10 protein-coding genes are annotated in these 24151 nt (G+C 63.9%); 2 read left to right on the top strand and 8 right to left on the bottom strand.

Features of this window, described 5'->3' with window-relative positions; translation table 11 throughout:
- Nucleotides 1-144: 144 nt before the first annotated feature.
- From GKC70_RS13430 to GKC70_RS13465, 8 genes are all read right to left on the bottom strand, one after another.
- Nucleotides 145-3225: a toxin TcdB middle/C-terminal domain-containing protein gene (locus tag GKC70_RS13430; RefSeq protein ID WP_342651518.1), complete on the bottom strand. Its 3081-nt coding sequence runs from the start codon at nucleotides 3223-3225 to the stop codon at nucleotides 145-147.
- Nucleotides 3192-5108, bottom strand: coding sequence for a SpvB/TcaC N-terminal domain-containing protein (locus tag GKC70_RS13435; RefSeq protein ID WP_342648927.1), 1917 nt, complete (start codon nucleotides 5106-5108; stop codon nucleotides 3192-3194). Before GKC70_RS13435 ends, GKC70_RS13430 begins: the two co-directional genes overlap by 34 nt.
- 105 nt (nucleotides 5109-5213) lie before the next feature.
- Entirely contained in the window at nucleotides 5214-9758 is a 4545-nt protein-coding gene (locus GKC70_RS13440; RefSeq protein ID WP_342648928.1) for a neuraminidase-like domain-containing protein, read from the bottom strand.
- Nucleotides 9759-9787: 29 nt separating this feature from the next.
- Complete coding sequence (locus tag GKC70_RS13445) at nucleotides 9788-12577, bottom strand: Ig-like domain-containing protein (RefSeq protein WP_342648929.1); 2790 nt, start codon at nucleotides 12575-12577, stop codon at nucleotides 9788-9790.
- On the bottom strand, nucleotides 12526-14451 hold the full coding sequence (locus GKC70_RS13450) for a Tc toxin subunit A (protein ID WP_342648930.1): 1926 nt from the start codon (nucleotides 14449-14451) through the stop codon (nucleotides 12526-12528). The genes GKC70_RS13445 and GKC70_RS13450 overlap by 52 nt, the downstream gene beginning before the upstream one ends.
- 198 nt (nucleotides 14452-14649) lie before the next feature.
- Nucleotides 14650-16863: a 1,4-alpha-glucan branching protein GlgB gene (gene glgB / locus GKC70_RS13455; protein WP_342648931.1), complete on the bottom strand. Its 2214-nt coding sequence runs from the start codon at nucleotides 16861-16863 to the stop codon at nucleotides 14650-14652.
- A gap of 70 nt (nucleotides 16864-16933) precedes the next feature.
- Entirely contained in the window at nucleotides 16934-20245 is a 3312-nt protein-coding gene (gene treS / locus GKC70_RS13460; RefSeq protein WP_342648932.1) for a maltose alpha-D-glucosyltransferase, read from the bottom strand.
- A gap of 27 nt (nucleotides 20246-20272) precedes the next feature.
- Nucleotides 20273-22306, bottom strand: a complete 2034-nt coding sequence (locus GKC70_RS13465) for an alpha-1,4-glucan--maltose-1-phosphate maltosyltransferase (protein WP_342648933.1) — start codon at nucleotides 22304-22306, stop codon at nucleotides 20273-20275.
- Between the two features lie 135 nt (nucleotides 22307-22441).
- Between GKC70_RS13465 and GKC70_RS13470 the strand changes: the two genes are divergently transcribed.
- Nucleotides 22442-22612: a hypothetical protein gene (locus GKC70_RS13470; RefSeq protein WP_342648934.1), complete on the top strand. Its 171-nt coding sequence runs from the start codon at nucleotides 22442-22444 to the stop codon at nucleotides 22610-22612.
- A gap of 126 nt (nucleotides 22613-22738) precedes the next feature.
- Entirely contained in the window at nucleotides 22739-24148 is a 1410-nt protein-coding gene (locus GKC70_RS13475) for a Tc toxin subunit A (protein WP_342648935.1), read from the top strand.
- The last annotated feature ends 3 nt before the right edge of the window (nucleotides 24149-24151 follow it).

Raw genomic sequence — 24151 nt, forward strand, 5'->3', positions numbered from 1 at the left:
ATCAGCATCGCCGGAGACGTCGGGCGTAGCTCCAGCTTGTGTGCGTGGGCTCATGTCATTCTCCCAAATAGATATCGCCCCTGAGGGTCATCAGTTCATCGAGGATTGCGCCTGACCGGGCACGACAGCCCCCAGCGACCAGGCTCACTGCACTGTGCTACGGGCCCTGAGTCGGGCCTGCTCGATCACCTCCAGCCAGGTGTCGTTCTCATCTTCGGACACGGTGAACCAGGGGTACTGCTGCACACGGCGTTCGTAGTTCGCCCATTGCCCCTCGACCTCTTCGCCTGCCGCCCGCACCACGCGGTAATCGCGACCCAGCGCGTCGTAATAGTGGGTGTCGGCATAGATGCCCTCTCGGGCGCTGTCGTCGCTGACCCAGCGCCAGTCATCCAAGTAGAACGGCAGCCAGACACGCACGGCCTGGCCCTTGTTGTCATACTCGGTCTTGCCGCTGACCGCCCAACGCACAGCCGCGTCACGAATGACGGCGCCCCCCTGCGCATTGGCGAGCAATGCGCCCTGTTCGGTACGCACGAACGCTTCGCCGGGGGGATTGAGCACCGCGGTCTGCAACAACTGCCCTCCCCCCGTCAGGGTCACGGTGACGCGCACCTGCTGTTCGGGGTCATCGTCGTAGCGGTCACTGAGGATTTGCACGGTATGCGGCGGCGTGCGCCCAACCATGACAAAGGGTCCCAGGCCGTTGGCGCTTAGCCGGGCTGCCATTCGCCGCCAGGCCAAGGCACCACACCGACGTGCAGAGTCGGTACTACCGTCGGTGGTGAGCGCCAGCGGCATCCAACTGTCGGCGACCACGGTGAAGGCGGTATGCACCGGTACGCCTTTACTGTCGTTGAGTGCCAAGGCGTCCGCCACGGTCGGCGGCGGCGTGAACGCACGGCCCGAGCAGTAACCGGTCATCACCGCCTCATCGCTGCCCGCTGCGGTTTGCGTGCCGTAGAAGCGGGTATGCAAGACCCTGCCCAAGGCGTCCAGGGCCACCTCACTGAGATTGTCGTTGGCATCCTGGATGCGCACCGGTTGCAGAAAACGCCAGTCGTGCGCCTCGATGGTCGATGTCAGTCCGGCGGCATCGCAGACCTTCACCACGGCCACATCGTGCGCGCTGTAGCTCAGTTGGCTCGGTCCTGTGACGGTACTGTCCTGCAGACGGTGGGGCTGCCAGAAATGCAGGGCGCCCTGGTAATGACTGATGCCGTGATGGCCACAATAGGCCTGCTCGACCAGCGGCTCCCCCGCAATGCAGGGTACGCCAAGCCCATCGGGATCGGCAGGGTCGGCCAATTCCTCGGCATCCAGCGGCCGGTCCATGGCGATATAGCCACCGCGTTTGAGCACTTCAGGCAGCGTCTCTTCCTGCAGCGGACGATTCAGCTCTTGCCGCACTGCCAGTAACCAGGCCTGCTCGGCTGCCGTGCGCGCAGGCGAAGACGGTGGGCGTTGCAACGCGGCCAACAGCGCTCGGCAGAACAGTACGTCGGCGCTGCTGGCCGACAGCGCGCTGACCAGCGCACCGTGCAGCGTGGCCAGGAAAGGGGCGTCTTGCGCGTGCTGTGCGTCGAGCCAGACCAGCACCGATCCTAGCGCGGCGTCAGGTACACGACTTTCCTCGCGCAACGCGCTGTGAAGGCCCTCAGGCAGCGCCTCGGCGGCTTCGTCCAGCAGCCGATCACGCAGGGCCTGTACCGAAATAACGTGCTTGAGCGCCTGGCGCAGCATCTGCGACGCCGCGCGGTCGTCAGGCGCCTGTTCCAGATAGGACAGCAACAGCCCGTAGGTGACGGCGTGTTCGACCACCGGCAGGCGTCTACGCAGGCGCCCCAGCACCGCCGGGTCGCTGGACGGATTGGCCAGCGCATCCTGCAAGAGGCCGAGCAGGGTCAGCTCGAACGCCGGACGCAGCACGTCGAGCGAGGCCTTGTCGAGCATCGCGGTGCGGGTGTAGGCCCGCAGTGCCTGGCGCGAAGGCTCGCTGCTGGCACCGCTGCCATCGGCCTGGCGCCACACCGTCTTTTCGTAGCTGGCCAGGACGGTGCGCGCCGGATCACTCAGGGGCAGTCCGTGTTCGAGCAGGTACTCGACGCTGAAGCCCCCCTCGGGCACTTGTGCCTGGGCGAAATGCACCATGTCCCGGCGCATGGCGCCTGGCAGCCCGATCACGAAGTCGTCGTCCTTGACCCGGTTGTGCACCGTGGCGCGGCTGAAGCTCACCCAGCAGTCATATTGCTGCTCGTCGCAACTGGCCTCGATCAGCCCGGTCGGCAGGCTGGCCGGATAGATCTTGCGCTCGACCTCCTCCTGAGCCAACGCCGCCGGATCGAGCAGGCGTGGATACTTCACGGTGACGCTCTCAAGCACATTGCCATACCGATCCTGTCGCAAGACGATGGTCTGATCCACCTGGGGATCCTGCGGATAGCGCTCACAGTTCAAGCCCAGACGCTGCACGGCGGTGATCAGAGCGGACGGATGCAGGTCGTCAGCCGTGGCGCAGGCGCGAATCTGCCAACGCGGGCGCTCGACGGTGTAAGGTTTGTCGGCCTGGGCCTGACCATCCAGGCCGTACACCTCCCGGCGCAGCAACTGCCCCCGCAGCGCGCGGTACAGCCATGTGCGTAGCGCCGGCTCCGGACTGAAGGGGTGCTCGCCGTCGCCGGCACCCTGGGTCAAGCGCACCTCACCCTGGGGGAACACAGCGTCCATGTCGGTGAAAGCCCCTTCGGCCAGCTCATCGAGCGTCTCGATACCGCAGTGAAACCAGCTCAGGACCCGCGTCGGCGGTGACAGATGGGTGGCCGAAGCATCAACCAGCGCGTGGGTATCGGTCTGGACCAGGCGCCTGAAACCGGCGAACTCGCGCTCGGTGAAGTCCCAGACGCCACCGAGGTAGCGCATTTCGCTGCCCAGCGTGACACCGGTGATTTCATTCACCGTGGTCACCCGGTTCAGGGTGTACACGGGAAACGGCAGATGACTGACCGGCGCCGTGCCCGTGCGGTGCGTCACTGCCGCCTTCTCGTCGAGCCAGGCCTGGGCTGAGCTGCGGTAATCCAGCTCGGTGCGGCTGCCAAGATTGTCGACGATGGTGTGCAGCAACCAGGGGCGCCGCTCGTTGAAGCGATACAGCCAACTGCGCGGGGCATTGTCCGCACCGTGGAGGGGTACGGTCAGCAGCAGGTCGGCCGTGCCCTGCCCGCGCATATCGGCGACTTGCACCTGGCACGTGTCGTCCAGGACCAGGCCGTCCGGCGCTTTGATGAAAGGGCCTTCCACGAAGCAGTTGCCGCACTGGCTGACGAACACCCGAATCCCATCGGGCTGCAGGTAAAGGATATCGGTGGTGCCCGCGCCGTCGGTGTCGGCCAAAAACACCCGCGACGGATTGAAGTCGGCCACCTCGAATCCGGGTATCTGCAGCGCATCATCGAACTGGCCGTAGCCCAGCGAGGGCCACAGGGTGACGCCCTGGCCGGTGATGCGCACCAGGTGTGCCTGGCCGCTGCCGGCAGGATCGGCGAAGACCACCAATGACTGGTCCAGTGAGGGCAGCGGTACGCTGCCGTGGTACTGCTCGGACCGCGCCGCCAGCCAGCCGCGATTGCCGGCCGAGGGTACAGACGCACGCTGCGCGGCCCCAGGGCGCGCAACATCACCACGTCAGACTGGCCGTCGCCGGTCAGGTCGGCCAGACGCATCTGTGGGTGATCGTATTCGCTGGGCAACGCCGCGATCGGTACAAGGCCACCCCAGGCGCCGTCCGTACCGAGCGTGAAGCTGCCCTGCAAGCCACCTGCGGTGACCACCCATTCGGGGCGACCATCGCCATCGATATCCATCAAGTCGGCGCGGCCAATGGCCGGCACCTGCGGCAGCGGCTCGGGCGGGCCCCAGGTGATGCGGTCTTCGCCATCACCGCGTTGGGGCGCGCGATAGTGCCAGGCGTGGTCATCCAGGTACAGCAAGCCCGGCACGCCATCACCGTGAAGATCGGCCAGTTGCCAGGCGTCGGCCCAGAAACCATCCAGCTCAGGCAGCGCCTCCCACTGCGGCACTGCCCGGCCCGGACGGCTCAGCTCGAACTCCAGCGGGGGCAAGCGCAGATCGACATCGGCGCTGAGTTGTGCAGCGGACACCAGAATACTGGCCACCGGGCTGCTGTCGTATGCCAGGTGCAGGCGTGCAACCAGTTCAGGTGTCGGGTCTGCCTGCCCGTCCAGCCGCGCGGTACGGTGCCACAACAGCACATCACGGCACAGACGACGAAGACGCACATTGAAGCCGTAACGCCAGAACGAGTGGCAGTCGTCGCGAACCGCCCAGGACTGCGCGGGCTCGAACACCGGAACCTGCTCAGGATCGGCGCCGCGCTCGCCATAATCGAACACGGTGAAGGTCAGGAAGTCATCTTCGTCGAACGCCTGCGCCGGAATGAGCAGCCCCTCGCAGGGCGTGGCATTCATAGCGTACACCGCCTGCGGATACACGTTGACGACCCGCGGATGGGCCTCGAGCTCCTGCTGCGAACAGCCCTGCTCGTCCTCCAAGCGATAGCGATACACCACATGCTCGCCACGTGCGGACACCTGCTCTTCGAGATACCAGCACGCGGTATGCCCCGGCTCGTCAGGCGCGAACAGACGTGCCGAGTCCGACCAGCCATACAGCGACAGGCTGCCGTCGGCCAGGTACTGCAGCCAAAAGCCTGGTCCATCCGGATCCTCTTCGGCCTGCCAATGCTCCAGGCGCGCGTCGAGCCCACCGACACGCTCGGTCCAGGGGGTGACGGTATACGCCGCGGGGGTCGCGCTGAACGGCAGGCGGGTGGCGCGTCGGGGCTCAGCGGTCTTCAGCAATTCGCCCCCGGACGGACCGACCAGGCGGTCATGACCGTCATAGCGCGGAAAACCGAAGCGTGTCGTGCACGCCACCGCGGGCAGCGCGTAATCCCACCCCGCGCCGAAAGCACTGTTGCCGCCGGCGCTGGAATAGTTCAGCGCCAAGCTGGCCGACAGTGCTCGGCCGCTGGGCGAAGGCAGCGGCAGGTGCCAACCGGCCGCACCGTCTGGTCCGGCGCTGGACAGCATGCCGCCGCCCACCGAGACCGTGCCGCCACCTTTAGGCAGCGCTGGCGGGGTATAGAAGGCCGGGCGCTCGGCGGGCGCGTCCGGTTGCAGGTCCTGGGGCTTAGTTCAGTCACGGCCTTTCCCCTGCTGAACAGCCTCGGGGGCAGCGCCTGAGGCGTCGGCGCACAGCAATTGTTCGACCTGATCCTCGAAGGCAGCACCGCCATGCAGGGCGTAGTAGCGGACCTCCAGGACAACGTCGCTCAAGCTCTCGATCATCTCGCTCTGTTGCGCGTGACGCGGGAAGCGCAGCGTCCAGTCGGAAACGGCTCCGGTGCCCTCGAACGGCAAGTAGCGGTCATCGCTATCCGTGCCGCTGACCAGTCCCATGTCCTGCTGTGCCGAGGACAGGCACACCTGCTGCTGGGCGCGCAGGCTCATCATCACGCTTTGCGGCGCCGTCGCCACGTCTGTATCGCCATGGAGGAACCTCACGCCCTCGATGTCGGGCCGGATCAGCAAGCGGCTGCGCTTCTGCGCCAAGGTGGCGCGGATGTTCTGATAAGGCCCCAGCAAGGCAGGCAGCGACAACGCCACGCTGTGCAAACGGCGCAGGTAGTGGCCCGGGTAATCCAGGTCGAACAGGCGCTGCGACAGGGTCAAGCTGATTTCGCCGTCGTCAGTCAGGGCGTTGCGAATCGCGGCCCAGGAGTCCAGGGGGGTACCGGCCTTGTCCATCACCAGATCGAGTTCGAGCAGGGCGTGGAGGGATACGGTCTTGCGCACCTCCAGATGTCGCTCGCCGCGCAGCAGCATCTCCGACTCCAGTCGCATCAGGTCCAGGCGTAACTCCCCGCCAGCGTTGAGCCCATGACGATCGGCCTGCCACACCGGCGGACGGATCACGCGTTTCTGGTACTGGCCCGTCTCGTACTGCCAGCAGGCTTCGGCACTGTTGCACAGGCTCACCGCCACATCGAACAGCGTCGAGTGCCAGGCGGTGGCTTGCGAACGCAGCCAGCGATACAGCGCCTCGTTACTCGAACGATTCTGGTAGAAGGTGTGAATCTGCTCGGCCTGGGCCAGCAGTTGGCGGCTGTGAGCCAGCGCGCGCTCGGCGGCCAGCGTGCCGTGCTGCTGGGCCTCGAGCTGCTTGTCGATGACGCGCAATTCATGCTGCGCCATCTTGCGCTGCAGATCCCATTCCTGGCGACGGCGGCGCCAGGTTTCGGTGTCGCGCAGGTTATCACTGGCGGTCAGCGCGATATTGGCGATGACCTCGGTGGTGTACCCCAGTGCCATCAACGGGCCTTTGTACTCCATGCCACCGTTGGCCAGGCCGAAGATCTTCGGCACCAGATCGGTGAGGTAGGACGCGCCAATGGCGGCACTGGCGACATTGCTGGTAGACCGCCCTGCAGTGTGCAGCCACTGCAGGGCCACCTCGCCGACCGTGACGTTTTCTTCGTAAAGCGCCGAGAAATGGTCCACCCGCTGCTCGGCACCGGTGCGCTGCATCTGCAACACCTGCGCGTTGTGCTTTTGCTGCTCGTGCAGTTGCTCCTGAATGGCGATGGCGTACTGGGCGATCTGCGCCGCGTGCCGGAACTGCAGCACCTCCTGCTGGGTGCGCTCCTCCAGTTCCATATAACTGCGCAGTTGCTCGCCGAACTGGATGAGTGCCGCCACCGCTTCGTGGGCCTTGAGTACCAATGTGCGGAAACGATAAGGCGGTACCACCGTGCGGTTACCCACGGGCCGGGACAACCCCGAGCCCCCGCTCATGCGTGCAGCGAGCAGGTCGAATGGATCGGCGGCCGGCGCATAGAGCGGCAGTTCCATGGGCTGTCCATCGATAGTCAGGAAATGCCTCAGGTTGTACAGGCGCGCGTCCAGCAACTGCCAGGTATCGAGCAGCCTCTGATTGACCGGCAGGCGAAAGGCCGGGTGCACCGCCACGCCGGCCCAGAAGAACGTGTTCAGGTACTTGGGCAGCGCGCTGGGCTCGACGACCGAGGCCAAGGTCAGCAGCCGTTCATCGCCAGGGCTGGCGTCGAGTAACTGCGAAACGCTGGGAGATTGCCAGGTGCTCACCGAGCGTGCCTGGGGCGCCTCGCCCATCAAGCTGATAGCCATCCGGTAGAGCAGCCAGGCGTGGGCCAGGCTATCGCGCGTCTGCTGACGATAGAAGCTGTCTGCCTGGTCGATGAGCAGCGTGACGTACTGGATGAAAATCGCCTTACGATAATGCGACGGCGCATGCAGCGCGATCACATGCGGGTCGCTCAGCTCATGCTCGAGTCCCGGCGCTGCCGTGTCCTCGAGCATCAACCAGGCACATTTCCAGTAATCCTGGCCGGGGTGCTCGGTGGCCTCGCGCTTGCGGTAAGGGTCGAAGATCAGGGCCAGCCACCGGCGCGCTTCGTCGTAACGCTCTTCCTCGTGCAGCCGCGACGCGATCAGGTGCGGCACGTGGAAGAACAGTTCGCGCAAATACATGCCGTTGGCATCGTCGATGCTCATGCCGGGGTCCGTAGCGCTTGGGCGCCACCGCTGGAGTTGACGCGCCTTTGCTTTCGCCACGAAGGCCGGTTCCTGCTGGTGCTGGGCATCCCAGGCGAATACCGACTCGGTAGACGCCTCGGCCCGATTGATCAGATCAGGCACATGCTGGGAGTTCAGACGTACCGCCAATGGCGCGCCCTTGCCGCCGATACCGGCAAACACCAGGAAATCGGTGCCACTGGACTGCTGATGGATCAACGGGGCCGGCGGCCGGGCCAGCACTTGGGAAGCGGCCAGCGTGACCGTGAAGGTGGACGTTTTACCGCCCGCATCGACGGTAATCTTGACCTCGTCTGCGCTGTCACCCACAGCACTGACGAGCCAACCGCTGGTCGCTGCACCTGTGAGCGACCAGTCGCCTGTCCATAGCTCGGTCTCAGCGGCCTTCACCTTGACCGCCTTCACGGTGACAGGCTCGAACGCGATCGCCACGTGGTTCTGTGGGTCGCTCAGCAGGACAGGCGTTGCGGCATCGATCGCCACCTCGAAGCCGGCGCCGTCACGAACCGCCTGCGGTGCCAGATCGTCCAGGCTCATAGCCTGGTCGAGCTTCACCGATCGACGCGCCACCCATATGAGAAAGCCTGCGCCCTGACCACCGATTTCCGGCTTGAAGTCAGCCCGGGTGAAGGTGGCGGGGTCGCTCAACGACGGATGGCTGAACACCAGTTCGTCGAAGGTCGGTGGCATGACCATGCTGCAGAGCAGATGAGCGTCGAGCGCGTTCTCCATCGACACCTGGCATTTGACGCTCAGCGCATCCGATGTATTGACAAATCGTGCGCAGTACAGCGCATGTAGCCACCCCTGGTTGCGCCGCTCCAGCGAATAGCTCCGCACATGGAGTTGGTACTTGTCGTCCTGCCTGCTCAGTTGCGCATCCAGCCCGACGAACTTGTCGTTGTCCGCAGCGGCTGTGACCTTGCGCACCCACTTGTCGCGTGCACTCAGGCGTCGCTGCAACCTGAGCTTGCCCGGCTCGCTGCGAAAATCGCCCAGCAACGAGCCGGCCATGCGCTCGTCGAACGATCCCATGGGGCGTTTGAGTACATCGCGCCACACGTTGAAATGGTGGGTGTAGTCACCATCGGCCTTGGGGCTGGCGCAGGCCACCAGCAGTTGATCGTCGCTGACTCTAGCGCCGGCAATGGCCAGTGCCAGCAACTCATAGCCCGTTGGATCGAAGTTGCCATCTTCGGTGCTGACCTGCGCGCTCCAGAGCAGTTCGGGCGTCGACCAGATGTTGTCCAGGCCCAGGTAAATGATTTCCAGCCTCAGCGGGTAGATCCGGGCGGCGGAATCCTGCTCCACCTCGAGCGGCGGCTGGTGGTGCAGCCACGTCAGGTGCAGTCGCCCGCACAGCAGCACAAGTCGCGCCTGAATCACGTTGTGCCCACTGGGCATGCCAACCAGCTCCCATTCCGACCAGGCATCAGGGGCGATGCGCTGGGACTCCTGGTCCAGCCGGACGCTCACGCGACGATGGTAATACTGGCCCTCTGGATCCCTGCCCAGCAGGTAATAGTCGGAATTGGCGTAGGTGTAGCCTTCGAAGTGATCGCCATCGCGTTGTTCGTCGCGGTAATCGATGTAGCCGGAGACCACGCGGATACTGTTCTGGAATTCGTACTGCCGGAGGAAGGCGAGCACCGCACTGCTGACCGAGGCATCGGAGATGCGCGCCTGCCCCAAGGCATCTTCCAGTGCCTGGAAGGGCTTGGTCTTATCCAGTCGCAGGTCAGCGCGGATGTAGTTCTCCGGATAGTCCTCCAGCATCTGGTAGGCCGCCCACACCGAGTAGTTGGACATACCCTGACGCCAGAAGGTGACCAGCTTTTCGTCGAACGTCGCGCGATAGCCAGGCTCGAGGTTGTTGAAGATCGCGTTGACGTAGGTCTGGGTACAGGCGATCGCCTCCGCCAGGTACGAGGTGCTGACCGCCGCGCACACCTGGGTATCGAGCATGAAATAGTGATCCAGATGCTCGGCGCTGATCATGTTCAGCGGGCCGGCATCCAAGCGCTGTGGCATGACGTGATGAATCACATAGGCACTGAGCGCATCACGCCATTGCTCGGTCAAGCGGGCTACCAATTCGGTGTTCATGCTCACCTCTGTCCTTTGCGTCATCAGGGTCAAGGCTGCGCCGGCTGAACGATCAGATCGAGCCAGACCACGCGGCTTGCCTTACGGTAAGTAATGCCCAACTGCGGCCGGGACTCGTGCGAGAGCCCCGTCGAAACGGCGGTTAGCGTCCAGCTCACCGTGCGCTCCTCGAAGGAGGCGACCTCACCGAGGCCGGGCTCGAAACTCAGCCCCAGCGCCGGTGCGGAATCGCGTCCGTCATACAGCAGTTGCAGTCCTTCCCTGAGCAGGGGGTGGTCGGCGGGCAAGGTGCAACTGAGCGTGTACGTGTCCTGCGCCGCGCCAGGCGCCGGTTGGCGAATGACGACCGGCCCGCCGATCGGCTGGCCGTCGAAGCACACCTGCATGTCCAGCGCAGGCAGAAAGATCACCTCGTCGAATTTCACTGCTTGCGGGTCTTCGCCCCAAGTGGCAACCACGGTGCGCGGTCCGGGAGTGGTCGAGCTGAGGATGAACCGCGCCTTGCCCTGGGCGTCTGTGGTCATAGGCTGCGCAGGGTGGCCGCCTTCCTGCACCGTCCAGGTCACCGGACAGCGCTCGACCGCACGGCCATCGAGGGTGCGGACCTGGATCAGGAATTCGCTGGCGTCGATACCATCGGCCAGCGGCCAAACGAGCCCTTGCTCAGTCACCACCTCCAACGCGTCCGGCAGGACCTCCAGCGTCAGCTCGCGAGGGTGGAAGCCTGTTTCATCATCGTCCTTCGAGCGCAGGGCCACACGCACCTGCAGCGTCCCGGCCTCGGTGGCGTCGATGCGCAGCCGGGCCTCGCCGTGCTCGTCGGTCTGGGCTTCGCCCTCGAAGCTGGGGCCATCTTCGCCATCGCCACGGGTGCACGCCCACACCAGTTTCTGGCCGCTGGCAGGCTCGCCGTTGAGGCTGAGCACGGTGGCCTTGACGACGAGTGTGCCGACCACTGCCCAGGAGTCCAGCGCCAGCGCACGAATCGACGGCCGGTCTTCGAATTCCAGCGTGAGTATCTGGGGATCGTCGGTACTGCCGGCGTACCACATGGCGACCCTGCCCTGGCCGGGATCCATGCTGCGCAGACGTGCCTGGCTCAGGCCTTCATCGTTGGTCAGCGTTTCACCTGCCGAATCGACGAACTGGCCGATATCGCTCGCCCAGTTGATCAAACGATCGACACCTGGATTGTCGTAGTCGTCGAACAGGCCCGCGACGATGACGTATTCGCCGAGGTTGCCTGCTGCTTGCCACGGCGCCGCAGGCAGCGGGCTCAGGCGAATGAGCGTCAGCGAGTCCTCGTCGCAGTCGATGACGATGGGCGGCGCATAGGCCTCGCTGTCGAGCAAATAGGTGGCCTTGACGTGAGCCACCCCCATCAGCTCTCCGGCGTCGAGTTCGACCGTCACCACGCCGTTGTGGTCGGTATAGCCGAAGCGGCTGAGCAACGTCCCAAGATCGGTGGTCCAGCTCACGCGAATATCGGCCACCGGCTGATTGCTCATGTCCAGCAGGGTCAGGCTGATTCGGGTCGATTCGTCCGGCTTGTTGGCGATCAGGCGCGCCTGGCTGACCACGCAGCGCGTGGCCAGGCTCTGACGTAGCTCGGCGTCTTCGCCACGGGGCTCGCCGGGGCGGTTGAGGCTGCTGAGCATCTGTTCCGCTGCATCGCGGTGGTCCTGGGTAGAAGCGTGGGAGTCGAGCCGGCTGAGCTTCATCAGCGAGATCGCGCTCAGGCCCGTGCGGTCACTGATGGCCTTGACCTGGGCCAGTACGATCAGATGGTCCAGGTTGCGGACGATACCGTCGGACGTCAGGTGGGTCGCGACATCGAGCACCTCGCGAATGCCCCAGCCCATCCAGTTGGCAATCTTTTCCGCTGCGGCGTCCTTGATCAGGCGCCGCTCGTTCTCGCTCATCTCGCCCAAGGCCGCGATCGCCTGCCAGTAACCCAGCAACTGGTCCTCGGACTGACGGGCGCGTTCCACCGCATGGGTGTAACGCTCCAGGCGATACAACGTCGGCAAGGTCAGTTCCAGGTCGCTCAGGCTCAGGCGCGGACGCTGCGTCGTCGAAAGCAGCGTGGCCAGCAGCAGCGGCGAGAGCTTCAGGCGTTCGACCACTCGGGCGTGCCGTTGCATGCGCTGAAGCAGCGGCATGATGGCCTTTACCGTGGACGATCGATTGTCCAGGGCATCGAACCTGGCAGCGCTTTCGAGCAGCGCGTGTACCTTGCCTGCGGCCCAGTACACGACCGCGATCACCCGGTCCGCGCTAAGCGCCAACGCTTGCGCCAAACGTTCCTGCACCACGCCCCATTGCTGCGAACGCACACGCAACAGCGTGCTCAGGATCAGACTTTTGAGGCGCTGCTGCTCGTCCGGGGCGAGTGCGGGCAATTGCGATTCCGGTAACCCAGGCGTACCGACCAGCGCATCGATCACCACTTGAATTTCACGCGCCAGGAACTGCTCGTAAAGCGCCGGATCAAAATCCTCTTCGGGCGTGCGCGCCTCACGAAACAGCCCCAGTTCATCGACGATCTGCTTGAGCTGTTGCTGCCAGCTCGCGGTGCGCAGGGCCATCACGCCCGCTTCAGCCAGGTGCTGATCGAGGTCCTGGAATGGCAAGAGCTCGCGCTTGATATCGCCCAGCAAGCTCAGCGTTGCCTGCGGCACCACATCGACGGTTTCGATCGGCAGCAACTGTTGCACCAGCCAACTGATCGGCAAGTCCTGCTGCTGACACCAGAGCACGCAGTGGGCTATCGCGTGGACCACGCTGAGGGTATCGGTCTGGGAAAAATTCCGGTGCATCGCATTGGTCGGGCGCCCGGCAGCCTGCAACGCGTAGAGCCCTTCGGGCTGAGGGTTTCCAGCAACGACAGCAGTTCGATGGTGCTGATCGACAGCAGCCTTGCCAGCAAGGTCACTCGGTAGAACGCCGAGATCACCGGCAGCGAGCGGCGCAACGTCTCGCTGCCCTGCGCTTGCATGATCGTACGGGACAGGTAGCGGAAGGTTTCCAGGTTGATCCCCAGGCCATGGCACAGTTGGTCGATGGTACGTTTGCTGTGCGGATCGTCCCCGGAGAGGCTGAACACCTCGTCGTCGAGCACCAACGGCAAGGCCGCGCCGCTGTTGAACACTCGGTCGAAGTGACTGGGGGTATCGCCAACGCCATGGACACCCATGTTCGACAATAAGGTGGCGAAGTCTTCGGCACTGCAGCCCAGGCGTTTGCGCAGGAACTGGAACACCCCCAGACCGCGCAAGGTGTTGGTGCTCATCCACAGCGGGGAGGCCTCGAGCAGTGGGCGGCGCTTGAGCTCGGTGGCTGTAACCTGCTCGGCATCGATGATCGCGCAGACTACCTGATCGACCTGCACATAAGGCAACTGCAGGGCGTGGGCCAGGCGCATGAAGCGGTTGATGCGATCCAGGCGCACCGGAGTCAGGTTCAGGAAGTAGTGCAGTTGCGGATCGGCGGCACTGCTGTCGACCCCCACAGGCTCACCGACTGCGCTGTTGATGAAGCGTGCACCGAACGCCGCGGCACCTGAATCCGCCACATCGCTGCGGACATTGTCCGAACGCCGAGGCGCGTGGTCGGCCAGGGCGAACAGCGACTCCATCTGCGCCTGGTCGATCTGCACGACCTGGCAAAACGATACGACTCGGCGCAGCGTCGTCTCCCCTTGAACACCAAAGTTCTCCAGGAAAAACTGCGTGCTGGCGTCTCGCTCCTCGTCGGCATGGGCGGCACTGGTCGGATCGCGCAGTGCCAGCAGCTTGCGATTCTGTGGGTCGACGCGTAGTTGACTGCCGTTACCGAAATATGGCCGTTCGACCAGGATGGAGCGCAGCGCCGGGCCCAGCTCGCTTTCCTGCTGGAGGGCCGAATCGGACCAGTGCGAATGGGCCCCTGGCCGGATGAAATAGGGGTTGTCGAGATCGCCAAGACGCGCCACATCGCCCAAGTGCAGGTCGTTATGTGCAAGCACGGTCAGAATCTGCTGCCAGTAGGTTTCATAGGGGAACAAACGCAGCGGGTGACGAACCTGCAGCAGCCTGTCCTCGACGGCAGACGATTCGCCCTTGCGATGCTGCTCATCGACGATTGCCCGTTCGAGCACCTGGTTGACCACCTCCACCTGCGGCACCTCTCGACTCAGGGTGCGATGGTCGAGGGTCAGTTCGAACAGGTCTGGACGGCGCACCGCCAGCGGTCGTAGGTCGGGGTGCAGATTTTCGCCTTCGATGTACTGTTTGACGAAGCTGAGCATGTCGATCAGATACGCGGCAGGCGAGGTGGTGGCGTCCACGGCCTCGGGCCGGGCATTGTTGGCCCAAGAGGGCGAGAACTGGTTTTCGTAAGTCGGACCGGTGCTCAGGGCGAGCGGCCCTTTGCGTTCATCCAGTGGCCGTGGCGCAGTGGCGATGAGTCGCTGTTCACGGAACGCGCGCATCATGGCCGCGCTGGCGACGTCCAGACGCCCCTGCAGACGATGGACCTCGCTGGCTTGCAGGGTGGGAAACTGCGCCATCAGGGCCGCCTCACCGCTGCGCTGTAGGGCCATCACCGAGGAGGGTACCTGCAGCGTATCGACCAGCGCAGCGTGAGCAGGCAACTCGCTCGCAAGAATCTTCTTCAGTAAAGCCTGCGTATCACTTGCTTTGCGTTTTGCCATGGCTGTTCCCCGAGCTCCGTCCGAGATGCCCCTGCGCGAGTGACTGGGCAGTCACGGCGCTTGAAGTTCAAGGGATCTTAGGAGCGACGGAAAACTGGGTAAACTGACAAAATCATCAGGTGCGGCGCACCTGCCACTACACAAACGCCTTGGCTGCGGCCAGAACGGGTCGCTGCCAAGGCGCATTGCTTCATGGGCTCAGCGGCCGGGTTTCATCACCAGCACGCCCAGTGGCGGCAGGTTCAACGCCAGCGACAGCGCCTGACCGTGGCTGGGCAACGGCTCGGCCTGAACGCCGCCGAAATTGCCCATATTGCTACCGGCGTACAGCTCGGCATCGCTATTGAGCAACTCCACCCAATGCCCTTCGAACGGCACGCCGACGCGGTAATCCTGGCGCGGCACCGGGGTGAAGTTGGCCACCACCAGCAACGGCTCACCCGCACTGCTCCAGCGCAGCCAGGCGTAGACGCTGTTCACCGCGTCGTCGCCGATCAGCCATTGGAAGCCCTGGGGCTGGCAGTCCTGTTCGTGCAAGGCGGGGTACTGGCGATACAACCGATTGAGATCGCCCACCAGCTTCTGCACGCCCTGGTGCTCGGAGTACTGCAGCAGGTACCAGTCCAACTGCTGGTCATGGTTCCATTCACGCCACTGGCCGAACTCGCAGCCCATGAACAGCAGCTTCTTGCCGGGGTGCATCCACATGAACGCCAGATAGGCGCGTAGGTTGGCGAACTTCTGCCAGCGGTCGCCCGGCATCTTGTCGATCAGCGAATGCTTGCCGTGCACCACCTCGTCGTGGGAAATCGGCAGGATGAAGCGTTCGGAATAGGCGTAGACCAAGCCAAAGCTGAGTTCGTTGTGGTGATGCGCGCGGTGGATCGGATCGTTCTGGATGTAGTGCAAGGTGTCGTGCATCCAGCCCATGTTCCACTTGTAGGCGAAGCCCAGGCCGCCCTGCTGGGTCGGCTGGCTCACGCCGGGCCAGGCGGTGGATTCCTCGGCGATGATCAAGGCACCCGGGGCCTCGTGCAGGGCCACATCGTTGAGCTGGCGAATGAACTCGATGGCTTCGAGGTTCTCGCGCCCACCATGACGGTTGGGCACCCACTCCCCCGCTTTGCGCGAATAATCCCGATACAGCATGGACGCCACCGCGTCGACACGCAGGCCGTCGATGTGGAAGTGCTTGAGCCAGTGCAGTGCCGAGGCCAGCATGAAGCCACGGACTTCGTTGCGGCCCAGGTTATAGATCAGCGTGTTCCAGTCCTGGTGGAAGCCTTCGAGCGGGTTGTCGTATTCGTACAGCGCGGTGCCGTCGAAGCGCGCCAGGCCGTGCTCATCGGTGGGAAAGTGCGCCGGCACCCAGTCCAGAATCACGCCAATGCCGCCTTGGTGACAGGCGTCGATGAAGGCGGCGAAATCTTCGGCCGTGCCATAACGCGAGGTGGGCGCGAACATCGACAGCGGCTGATAGCCCCAGGACCCGCCGAATGGATGCTCCATGATCGGCAGCAGCTCGATGTGGGTGAAGCCCAGTTCCTGTACGTAGGGCACCAGGCGCTCGGCCAACTCACGCCAGTTGTAGAAACGCGCGACCTCGCCAGCCTCGTTCAGCTCACAGCGCCAGGAGCCGGCGTGCAGTTCGTAGATCGACAGCGGCGCGCTGTAGGCATGGCGTTGGGCGCGCTGCTCCATCCACTGCTGGTCCTGCCACGTATGACCCAGCGCACCGGCCACCTTGGAGGCGGTGCTGGGTGGCAGTTCCGTGGCCCGAGCCAGGGGGTCGGCCTTGAGCGGCAACACGCCATCACGGCCGAGCACCTCGAACTTATAGGTCTCGCCCACGGCCAGACGCGGGATGAACAGCTCCCAGACACCGGCATTGTGGCGCAGACGCATGAGGTGGCGACGGCCATCCCAGTTGTTGAACGCCCCGACCACCGAGACGCGCCGGGCGTTGGGCGCCCACACCGAGAAGCACACCCCGTCCACGCCCTCGACCTGTATCGGCTGGGCGCCGAAACGCCCGGAGAGGTCGCGGTGGTTGCCTTCGGCAAACAGGTACAAGTCCATTTCGCCCAGTTGCGGGCCGAAGCTGTAGGGGTCTTCAGTGGTCTGCTCGCCCCCGGCCCAGCCGATCTGCAAGCGGTATGGGCTGCGCGTATCCACATGTGCAAAGAACAGGCCCGGCAGGCTGCCCTGCTCCATCTGCGCCAGCACTCGATCGTCGTCGCGCGCCAGCACCCTTGCACTCAGCGCCCCCGGCAGAAACGTGCGGATGACGTGACCGCCTGCACCGTCATCGTGCGGCCCCAGCACTGCAAAAGGATCGGCATGCTCGGCGCTGGCCAGGGCGTCGAGATCGCGCTGCCGAAGTCCGCCATTGCTGCGCGTGGTTGGATTCATCTGACTCTTCCTTAACAGGTGATTTCGGTAGTGGGCTCAAACGTAAACGGTGACACCGGCAACATGTCCTTCAAGACTCGCCCCACGTGCTGATCAGTCCATGCAAGCCATGCAAAGGCACGGCCAGCCAGCTCGGACGATTCTCCGCTTCATAGGTGATCTCGTACGCGGCTTTCTCCAGGCAGAACAACTCCAGTGCCGCACGCTCGCCATCGGCCTGCTGCCAGGCATGGGGCATGGCGGCGGTGGCAAGGCCGTAGGCTTGAACGAAGGCATGACGTGACTGGTGCAGGTACTGCCGGGCGATGCGTTGACGGGCCTGACCGGCAGCCTCGGACGAGTCCACCGCCGAGGCGCTGCGCAGGATCATCGCAGCAGCATAGTCGAAGGAGCGCAGCACACCGCTGACGTCTTTGTACGGGCTGTGCATGGCACGCCGTTCCTCCAGCGCACGCGAGGGCTCACCTTCGAAATCGATCAGATAGGCATCGCCCTGCACCACCAGCACCTGCCCCAGATGCAGGTCGCCGTGCACGCGCATCAGCAGACCCCCTTGGGCCTGCTGCGCCAGGTGTTCGATGTGCTGGGCCAAGCCTTCGCGCTGTTGTTGCAGGTCGTCGACCAACGCCTGGCTGTCGGCATCCAGCTGCGCGCGGTGCTGACCCAGCAGGTCCAGCGCGTGGCTCAGTTCGGCAGCGATCTGCGCGCCCCAGCGCGCACTGTCGGTGGCATCGCTGGGGCGCGGTGCGAAGGCTGAATCATCGGTCGGCGCGCCAAGCAGCAGGTGCATCTCGCCCAGGCGTTGGCCCAGCAATGTGGCAAAACCGGCCAGCTCGGCCAGGGCATCGGTATGCGCCTCGGCGCTAGCATGGTTGGGCTCCATCTCATCGCGGATCGCCCGCTCCAGCGTGTTTTGGGTCCAAGACCAGGCATCTCCCTGATTGCTCAAGTAGCCCTGGGCGATCATCAACAAGTGCGGTTGCTCCTGCGCATCGACGCGGCTGACCCAGGCCAGTAACGGCGAGATATTGGCGAACCCGGCTGCCGTGAGGTAGGCGCTCATTTCCAACTCGGGGTGGATGCCCGGATTGACCCGGCGGATCAACTTGAGCACCACACGCTCTCCAATCACCACCGAACTGTTGGACTGCTCGGCACTGAGGTAGCGCACCGCGCTGTCTTCGCCCAATTGCAGGGCAGCCAGTTGCTCGGTGCACTCGAAGCGCAGCTCTCCTGCTTCGGTCGACAGTTGGCTGCCCTCCTGGCAGGCCCGCAGCACGGCGCGGATGAAAGGTTCCTGGACGAAGGCGTCGGTGATCAAGCCGACCTGACGCCCGCGACGCACCCGCGACAGCGCCAGTTGCTGGGGCAAGGCGCTGTTGATCTGCTCTTCGGGCAGCAGACCGAGTGGCAGTTGGTAATGGGTACTCACACCGTCGCTGACCACCTCCAACTCGCTGAGCAGCACCGGGTTGCTCGGCGTGCCGAAGCGCACGCCATAACGGAAGCGCACCGCATCGATCGGCGCTTCCTTACCGGCGAACCAGCGGCGCTTGGGCAGGTACTGGGGCAGGATGGCGTCCTGCAGGGTGTCGACGGAGGGCGCTTCGAGCAGCTCCTCCAGGCGCTGGCGCAGCACGAGCGTGGTCAATTCGGGCATTCCTTCGGAGGGTGTGTTGTGCCAGCTGGGCAGGCTGTCGTGGGAGGCAAGCAGGAACCAATAAAAACCATAAGGAGACAGGGTCAGCAGAAACGGCAGTTGTCCGATCGGCGGGAACGCGTTGCCGCCGAGCATTTCCACCGGCACCTTGTCGACATAGGCCGACAGGTCCAACTCGGCGGCCTGGGCGGCGCGCGACACGTTGGCGACACAGAGGATGACTTCGGTACTGCCCTGACCATCGGTGTACTCGCGCACGTACGCCAAGATGCGGCGGTTACTCGGGCTGAGCATCCTCAAGGTGCCGCGACCGAAGGCCTTCTGCTGATTACGCACCGCCAGCAGGCGGCGGTTCCAGTTGAGCAGCGAATGCGGGTCGTGGCTTTGCGCTTCGACGTTGACGGTCTGGTAGCCGTACAGCGGGTCCATCACCGGCGGCAGCACCAGGCGCTGCGGGTCGGCTTTGGAAAAACCGCCGTTGCGGTCAGGCGACCACTGCATCGGCGTGCGCACGCCATCGCGGTCACCCAGATAAATATTGTCGCCCATGCCCAGTTCATCGCCGTAGTACAGCGTCGGCGTGCCGGGCATCGACAGCAGCAGGCTGGTGAGCAATTCGATGCGCCGACGGTCGCGTTGCAGCAGCGGCGCCAAGCGACGGCGGATGCCGAGGTTGATGCGCGCTCGACGGTCTTCGGCGTAGTAGTTCCAGAGGTAGTCGCGCTCGCGGTCGGTGACCATCTCCAGCGTCAGCTCATCGTGGTTGCGCAGGAAGATCGCCCACTGGCAGTTGGCGGGAATCTCCGGGGTCTGGCGCAGGATATCGGTGATGGGGAAACGGTCTTCCATGGCCAGGGCCATGTACATGCGCGGCATCAAGGGGAAGTGAAACGCCATGTGGCATTCATCGCCATCGCCTTCGCCGAAATACGGGCGCGTGTCTTCCGGCCACTGGTTGGCCTCGGCCAGCAGCATGCGGTCGGGGTAGTTGGCGTCGATCTCGGCGCGAATCGCCTTGAGCACCCGATGGGTCTCGGGCAGGTTCTCGTTGTTCGTGCCGTCGCGTTCGATGAGATAAGGGATCGCATCCAGCCGCAGACCGTCCACGCCCAGGTCGAGCCAGAAGCGCATCACCCCGATGACCGCCTTCATCACCTGCGGGTTGTCGAAGTTCAAATCGGGCTGATGGGAATAGAAACGGTGCCAGAAGTACTGGCCTGCGACCGGGTCCCACGTCCAGTTGGACTTCTCGGTGTCGAGGAAGATGATCCGCGTGCCGTCGTACTTCTGGTCGTCATCGGACCAGACATAGAAGTCGCGGGCCTTGCTGCCGCGCTTGGCACGCCGTGCACGCTGGAACCAGGGATGCTGGTCGGAGGTGTGGTTGATGACCAGCTCCGTGATCACCCGCAGCCCACGCCGATGCGCCTCGGCAATGAAGCGTCGGGCATCGGCGAGGCTGCCGTAGTCCGGATGCACGGACTTGTATTCGGCGATGTCATAGCCATCATCGCGCCGGGGCGAGGGATAGAACGGCAGTAACCAGAGGGTGTTGACGCCCAGCGCGGCGATGTAGTCGAGCTTGCTGATCAGGCCGGCAAAATCACCGATGCCGTCGTTGTTGGCATCGAAGAACGACTTGATGTGCAACTGGTAGATCACCGCGTCCTTGTACCACAGCGGGTCGTCGATGAAGGCTGCCGGGCGGGAACGCTTGGCCATGGGGGACTCCTTGGAAGACGACCGTGATCAATCCAGACGACTGATGCGCCAGATACCGAACGGCTGATACCCAGGATCGATGCGCATCCATTGAGTCTTGCCATGCCAGGTCCAGCGGTGCCCGGTCATCAAATCCTCGCCGTGGGTATCGGCGTGGTCGTCCAGCCCCAATTCCCACAGCGGCAGCTCGAAGTGCGCCTCCTGTGGGCTGTGCGGGTCCAGGCTGATGGCGATCAGGATGTAGTTGTCGCGCTCGGCGGTGCGCTTGGCGAAGTACAGGATCTGGTCGTTCCAGCAATTGAGGAAGGTCACCCCCAGATGCGTCTGCAAGGCGGGGTTTTGCCGGCGGATGCGGTTGAGCTGGGCGATCTCGGCGATGATGTTCCCAGGCGCGGTGAAGTCCCGCGGACGGATCTCGTACTTCTCCGAATTGAGATACTCCTCCTTGCCCGGCAGCGGCGCACCTTCGCACAGCTCGAAGCCCGAATACATGCCCCACAAGCCCGAACCCATGGTCGCCAACGCGGCGCGGATGAGGAAGCCGGCACGGCCGTTGCTCTGCAGGAAAAACGGGTTGATGTCCGGTGTGTTGACGAAGAAATTGGGCCGGTAGCACAGGCTCCAGGGCGGCTGGTTCAGCTCTTCGAAATACTCGCGCAGCTCCGGCTTGGTGTTGCGCCAGGTGAAGTAGGTGTAGCTCTGCGCATAACCCACCTTGCCCAGCCGCGCCATCATCGCCGGACGAGTAAAGGCTTCGGCGAGGAACAGCACGTCAGGGTACTGGCTACGCACATTGGCGATCAGCCATTGCCAGAACGGCAGCGGCTTGGTGTGCGGGTTGTCGACCCGGAAGGTACGAACGCCCTCTTGCACCCAACCGATGATGACGTCACGCAACGCCAACCATAACGACGGCACGGCGTCGGGCGCGTAGAAATCGACGTTGACGATGTCCTGATACTTCTTCGGCGGGTTTTCGGCATAGCGAATGGTGCCGTCCGGGCGCCAACTGAACCAGCCGGGGTGCTCGGTGAGCCAAGGGTGATCCTGGGAACACTGGATGGCGAAATCCAGGGCGATTTCAAGGCCGTGCTCGGCAGCGGCGGCCACCAGGCGGCGGAAGTCTTCACGGCTACCCAGTTGCGGATGGATGGCCTCGTGGCCGCCATCAGGGCTACCAATAGCGTAAGGACTGCCCGGATCGTCGGGACCGGCCTGCAGGGAATTGTTGCGCCCCTTGCGATGCTGTTTGCCGATGGGGTGGATGGGCGGGAAATACAGTACGTCGAAGCCCATGTCGCGGATCATCGGCAGGCGCTGATGCACATCATTGAAGGTGCCGTGACGTTCGGCATCGTCGGTGATCGAACGGGGGAACAGCTCGTACCAACTGGCGAAAAGCGCTTGTTCCCGATCCACGTCCAGCGGTAGTTCGCGGCTGCAGGTCAGGTAGCTGCGGTGCTCGGCCTTGCCCATCAGCTCGGCGCTGTGCGGGTCGAGCAGCAATGCCACCTGTTCATCGGCCGACAGGCTCGGCAGGCGCTGCTGCAATGTCTGCAACTGCTCGCGCAACGCGCCTTCACTGCGGTCCACGCCCTTGCCCAGTAGCAGCCGACCTTCTTCCAACTCCAACATCACCTCGACCCCGGCGTGGTACTTCTTTTCCAGGTCGTGACAATAGGTGGCGTAGGGGTCGATCCAGGCTTCGATGCAAAACAGGTGAAGGCCCAACTCAGCGGGTGTGAATTCGGCAGTCCATAGGTCGTTGCCTTCAGCGAGCATAGGCACCGCGTGCCATTGGCGACTGTGCGCCTGGCGCCAGTGCAGCAGCACCGACAGGCGGTCGTGGCCGTCGCTGTAGACCTTACTGGTCACCGCCACCGGCTGATTGCGGATGGCTTTCACGGCAAAGGCCCCACCGTCGAGTACCGGCGTGGTGTCCTCGATGACGATACGCGGCGCCAGCAGCGCCTGGGACAGATTGATGGCCTGGTCGGGATGATCGTTGGCCTTGGGCACTTGCTCGAAAGGCGCTGCTGCAACGGGCTCGTTACCTGACATCGGACCTTGCTCCCCTGGCTGGTGGCGGTAAGGGTTCAGAGCCTGGGGCTAGAGCGGGGTTCCATAAAAATTGAGCGATTGCTGCCCAAGTCATGTCGTACCTGTACACCCTTGGAACACCGAAGAGGTCCGGCCATGAACATTCCGACCAATCCTGAAACACCCGATCCGAATATCGACGACCCGACACTGCCGCCGCCGGTGCCGGAAAAGGAGCCGGATCCGTTACCGATAAAGCCGACCGTCCCACCGACGGTGGGTGATCCGCCCAGTGATGAGCCGCCGGTCAAGGCGGTGCGAACGTAACCGTCTTCCCTCCCCTGCTCCCTCGCACCTGATATTTCTATCAGGTGCTCCACTCGCCCATCCCGAGTAGCGTCATCCGCTCAGACATCTCCCTTTTTTGCGCCCCTCGAGCAAAAGGAAGTTCCCATGAGCGATTTGATTCCCATCAGCAACCTGCCGGCGACTCACCCTGACGCTGCCACCTACCTGTCGCTGTTCCCCGACGACCAGGCCCGCTGTGCACCCGGCGCCCTGATGGCCAATAACAGTCGCCTGGCGTACCTGGTCCACCTCAAGGAAATGATCCTGGCATTCGAGACCCGGGCCGACGTCAGCGCACCGGTGACGCTCAAGACGCGGCGTGCGGACCTGCTCGACTTGACGCTGGACGAACGCACCACGCGCACCGTGCTGCCCAAGCTGCGCATGGTCCTGGATCTGCTCGAGCACCTTGCCAGAGGTGCGGTACCTGCGCAACAGTCGCTGCAGGTCGCCGTCGCACAAGGCACCCACCGCGCCAATGTACCGTTCAACCACGCCTGGGAGTCGATCAAAGCCGTCCTGGCGATCAAACAAGCGCCCCTGTGGGATGTGTTGTGCCAAGCGCACCTGGACGCTCCAGCCTTCGTGTTCGATCAGCGCTCGGCCGCAGGTATGCGCAGTGCAACGCAGATGGCTAGCGGCTTTTCTCCCGAATTGCAACACAGGCTGCTCACAGGCTCGGATGCTCAGCCGTTGTCGGTGGCAACTGTCGGAACCACGCGCAAGCTGGTCAAAGCGCTGGGATTGACCCGTAGGGAGCTGCGCCGACTGCTGGCGGTGGCGAGCGTAGGCGAAGACGGTTCCTCGGTCACCGGCAGCGCCCATGTACCCAGCGCTCCAGCGCCCTCGAGTCAGCACTACGGCGCGGCGTTCATCAACGATGGCGCTACCCCTCTCTACCTGACCGAGAAGCGCTCGCGGGCGCCAGGCCCGAAAAAGAAGGTCACCATCACGGGCTTTACACAAGCGCATCTGGACCGACTGCAACAGAGCGTCAGGCTGCTGCGCGCGCTGGAGCTCGATGCGGCGCAGACCGACAGTCTGGTCATGGCCGCGCTGCACGCCGAGGGTCAGCGCAGCGATTATCACCTGACCGCACACACCTTGCGCGCACTTGGCATGTTCCGTCATCTGCACACCGAGTATGAGGTCGAGCCGGATCAATACGCTGCTTTTCTGCATCAGATCTCACCCTACGCGACCGACCGCCACCGGTCCTTCTACGACAGGCTCTTCGTGCCGGAGGTCAAACAGCAGGACGCCCAGGCACTTCCTGTTCTGACGCTCGATGACAGCGAGTTCGACAGCAGCGCCATCGATGGCGCTGACGCCCTGACACTCAAGCAACTGGCCTTGGCGCTGAGGGTGGATGACAGTGTGCTGCGCGTAGTGCTGGGCTGGGTCACTACTGCTCAACAACTGACTAAACCCAAACGCTCATTGGCCGTGGTTTCGGCCTGTTACCGCGTGGTCGCGCTAGCGCGGCTGATGCACCCTCGACCGTACAAGCTCTAACGC

Source organism: Pseudomonas sp. REB1044 (genome assembly GCF_038813925.1).
In the GTDB taxonomy this organism is placed as follows: Bacteria; Pseudomonadota; Gammaproteobacteria; order Pseudomonadales; family Pseudomonadaceae; genus Aquipseudomonas; species Aquipseudomonas boreofloridensis.